Origin of the sequence: Brevundimonas sp. (assembly GCF_036677305.1) — a bacterium.
In the GTDB taxonomy this organism is placed as follows: domain Bacteria; phylum Pseudomonadota; class Alphaproteobacteria; order Caulobacterales; family Caulobacteraceae; genus Brevundimonas.
The window spans coordinates 1-3,581 of sequence record NZ_JAKFEB010000043.1 but is presented as its reverse complement, the minus strand read 5'-3'; the positions used below and the strand labels follow the sequence as shown (position 1 = coordinate 3,581).

Below are 3,581 nucleotides of genomic sequence, written 5' to 3'. Positions count from 1 at the left end.
ACACCCGCAGCGGCATCAGCACATATTGCACGCCCGGATCGCCCGGATCGAGAACGAGCGTCGGCGAGGCCGGGTCGGCGAATTTGAAGTGCGCCGTCTCGCCGGTGATCTGGCCGGCGACGTCCAGCAGGTAGCGGGCGTTGAAGCCGATCTCGAAGGGCTCTTCGGAATAGCCGATCTCGACCTCCTCGACCCCCTGCCCGGCCTCCATGTTGCGCACCGTCAGGGTCACGCGGTCCAGTTCGAACGCCAGTTTCACGCTGCGGCTCTTCTCGGCCGAAATGGTGGCGACGCGGTCGACCGCCTGGGCGAACAGGGCGTTGTCGATGTCGGCCTGTTTGTCGTTCCCCTTGGGAATGACGCGCATGTAGTCGGGGAAGGCGCCGTCGATGACCTTGGACGTCAGGGACGCCTGGCCGAATTCGAAGCGGATCTTCTGCGGCGAGACCATGACCTCGACCGGGCCCGAGCCGTCGTCCAGCAGACGGCGGACCTGATCGACCGTCTTGCGCGGAACGATGACGCCGGGACCGCCGGCGGCGCCCTCGGGCGCGGGCGTCTCGGCCAGGGCCAGGCGGTGGCCGTCGGTGGCGACGGCGCGCAGCAGCGGAATGCCGGCCTCGGCCACCGTGTGCAGGTACAGGCCGTTCAGATAGTAGCGCGTCTCCTCCGTCGAGACGGCGAAGCGGGTCTTGTCGATCAGCCGGGCGAGGTCTTCCTTGGGCAGGGAGAAGCGCGTGCCGGTCGTATCGGTCGACATGACCGGGAAGTCGCCGGCCGGCAGGACCGGCAGGTTGAATTTCGAACGCCCGGCCTGGACCACCAGACGGGGGTCGTCGCCGTTGTAGGACAGCGAGACCTCGGCGCCGTCGGGCAGCTTGCGGACGATCTCGTACAGGGTGTGGGCGGGGGCGGTGATCTGGCCCTCGACGTTCACCTGGGCCTCGGCCTCGTCGACCATCTCCATGTCCAGATCCGTCGCGGCGAAGGCCAGCTTGTCGCGACCGGCGCTGAGCAGGACGTTGGACAGGATCGGAATGGTGTTGCGGCGCTCGACGACGCTCTGAACGTGCCCGAGGGCCTTGAGGAGCGCGGATCGTTCGATGGTCAGTTGCATGTGGTCTCGCCCGGGGTACGGCGACTCAAAGCGTCACCGCGACTGGAGGGCCTTGGACACTAGCGGATTGGTTGGAAGGAGCAAGGAAGGGACGAGGGATGAGGGATGAGGGATGAGGGACGCCACCCCATCGATGTGTGGATAATCCCCCCGGACGGCGCCGGAGCCTCATCCCTCATCCCTATTCCCTAACCCCTGAGCTTGCGGGTCAGCGTCTCGACATCCCGGGCGATCTGGTCGTCCAGGCCCATCAGCTCCTCGATCTTGCGCACGCCGTGCAGGACCGTGGTGTGGTCGCGCCCGCCGAAGCGGCGGCCGATGTCGGGATAGGAGCGGGTCGTGTGCTGCTTGCACAGCCACATGGCGATCTGGCGCGGCCGGGCCACGGCGCGGGTGCGGCGCTCGCTGAGGAGGTCGGCCTGTTTGAGGCTGAAGTGGTCGGCGACGGTCTTCTGGATTTCGTCGACGGTGATGCGGCGCTCGGGCCCGCCGCGCAGGGCGGAACCCAGCAACCCTTGCGTCTCGTCGACGGTCAGGGAGGACAGGCGGGCGCCGGCGACGGCGGCCAGGGTGTTCACGGCGCCTTCCAGCTCGCGCATCGAGCCGGGGGTGCGGTCGACCAGATGCTCCAGCACATCGGCCCGGGCCTCGCCCGAGACGACGCCCAGCTGGGCCAGGGCCTGGATGCGGTTGCGGGCGACGGCCAGCTTCAGCGCGCGGTCGGCGGGTTCGACCGGGCAGGTCAGGCCCGAGGCCAGATGGCTGCGCAGCCGCGGCTCGACCTCGGTCAGGGCCATCGGCGGGCGGTCGGCCGAGATGACGATCTTCTTGCCGTCCTCGATCAGGGCGGTCAGCGTCGACAGCAGTTCTTCCTGGGTGCCGGCCTTGCCGCCGACGAACTGGACGTCGTCGATCAGCAGCATGTCGGCGCTGCGCAGGCTGTCCTTGAAGGCGGCCATGGTGCGGTCCTGGGTGGCGCGCACGAAGGTCGACAGGAATCGTTCGGCGGTCAGATAGACGACCCTGGCGTCCGGTCGGAGCCGCTGGGCCTCCCAGGCGATGGCGTTCAGCAGGTGGGTCTTGCCGTAGCCGTAGGGGCCGCAGAAGAAGATCGGGTTGAAATGTCCGTCGGCCCAGGCCGCGGCCTGGCGGGCGATGGCCAGGGCGAAGGCGTTGCCCTGCCCCTCGATGAAGCTGTCGAAATTCAGCCGTTCCTGCAGGCCGGCGGCGCGCACGGCGCGGGCGCCGTCGGCAACCGGCGGCACCGTGGCCATGGGCATGGGCTGCGGCGCCGTCATCGGCACGACATTGGCGCCCTCGGCCCGGCCGGCGGCGACCTGCGAGGCCGAGGGGGTCGAGCCCATCTCGGCGCGGCAACGCACGTCCAGACGGCGCGACAGGCCGTCCAGGCCCAGCCACAGCTCGTTCATGCGGCGCAGGGCGTTCTTGCGCACCCAGTCGCGGGCGTAGGCGGTCGGGGTCACCAGGATCAACTGGCCCGAACCGTCGGCGCGGACCGCCGAGGGGGCGATATAGGAGCTGAAGGGCCCCTCGCCGATTTCAGTGCGAAGACGGCCCGCCGCCTCGGTCCAGATACGATCCGGATCCGTCATCCCCGCCATGCCCGCGCTCCCCGTAAACATCAGCCACCCACAATTCCATCACCGCCGACATCCTTCTGAGCGCGCCTGAAACCGGGACGACTTCTCCTGTCCCGCGTGGCGATGGCGCCGCGCAGGTGGGGTCGAACTCTTGAACAGACGTCTCACGCCGCCACGAAAACAGGTTCCGCGCCGTCTTCATCCGTGTGGGGATGGAAGTGCGTCAGCGCCCCAAACTTACGCCCGGCGAGGGGGGCGTCAACGCTGATTCGCGACTCGATTTGCACTTAAAATTGTTGACTCCGCTAAAGCCAAACGCAGTCAACGAAAAACCGCATTTCGCCACAGACGGGAGAGCCAATTCCCGGCTGAGCAGTTAGCCGCGCACGTGCAAACGGCGAGGGAGCCTTCGCGCCCTCGCCGTTGAATTCGTTGCAATTAACTATGACAGGCCGGTGAAAGGCCGTCAGCAGACCGCTATGTCAGGCAGCCGACATTTTCTTCAGCTGGGCGGCCAGGCGGCCGACCTTGCGCGAGCCCGTGTTCTTGTGAACCACGCCCTTGGAGACGGCGCGCATCAGCTCGGACTGAGCCTCGACGAAAGCCGTCTTCGCCGCACCGGCGTCGCCGCCCGTGACGGCTTCCTGGAACTTGCGCAGGAAGGTGCGGACGCGCGTGCGGCGCGCCTTGTTCACTTCGGTGCGGGCAGCGATCTTGCGGATCGCTTTCTTGGCGCCGGCATTGTTGGCCATCAGTCAAACCTTACGAACGGAAACGCCGCGGAGCACGGTCCACGGCGGGGAAATCTCGAAGAGCGCGCGGCTATAGCGGAAAGGGCTCAGGGGGTCAACGCGAGTCTGGAC

3 protein-coding genes are annotated in these 3,581 nt (G+C 67.6%); all 3 read right to left on the bottom strand.

Features of this window, described 5'->3' with window-relative positions:
* The coding region (gene dnaN, locus V6M42_RS02515) for a DNA polymerase III subunit beta (RefSeq protein ID WP_056618957.1) at positions 1-1,117 on the bottom strand (1,117 nt) is incomplete at its 3' end.
* Between the two features lie 188 nt (positions 1,118-1,305).
* Positions 1,306-2,760 (bottom strand): chromosomal replication initiator protein DnaA, encoded by a 1,455-nt coding sequence (gene dnaA, locus V6M42_RS02510; RefSeq protein ID WP_442880911.1) that lies wholly within the window; start codon positions 2,758-2,760, stop codon positions 1,306-1,308.
* A 440-nt stretch (positions 2,761-3,200) separates the two neighbouring features.
* Positions 3,201-3,470, bottom strand: a complete 270-nt coding sequence (gene rpsT, locus V6M42_RS02505) for a 30S ribosomal protein S20 (protein WP_055827132.1) — start codon at positions 3,468-3,470, stop codon at positions 3,201-3,203.
* Positions 3,471-3,581: the final 111 nt, after the last annotated feature.

Coding starts and splice junctions, on each gene's coding strand:
- dnaA (WP_442880911.1), bottom strand. CDS start 2,760: ATGTTTACGGGGAGCGCGGGCATGGCGGGGATGACGGATCCGGATCGT.
- rpsT (WP_055827132.1), bottom strand. CDS start 3,470: ATGGCCAACAATGCCGGCGCCAAGAAAGCGATCCGCAAGATCGCTGCC.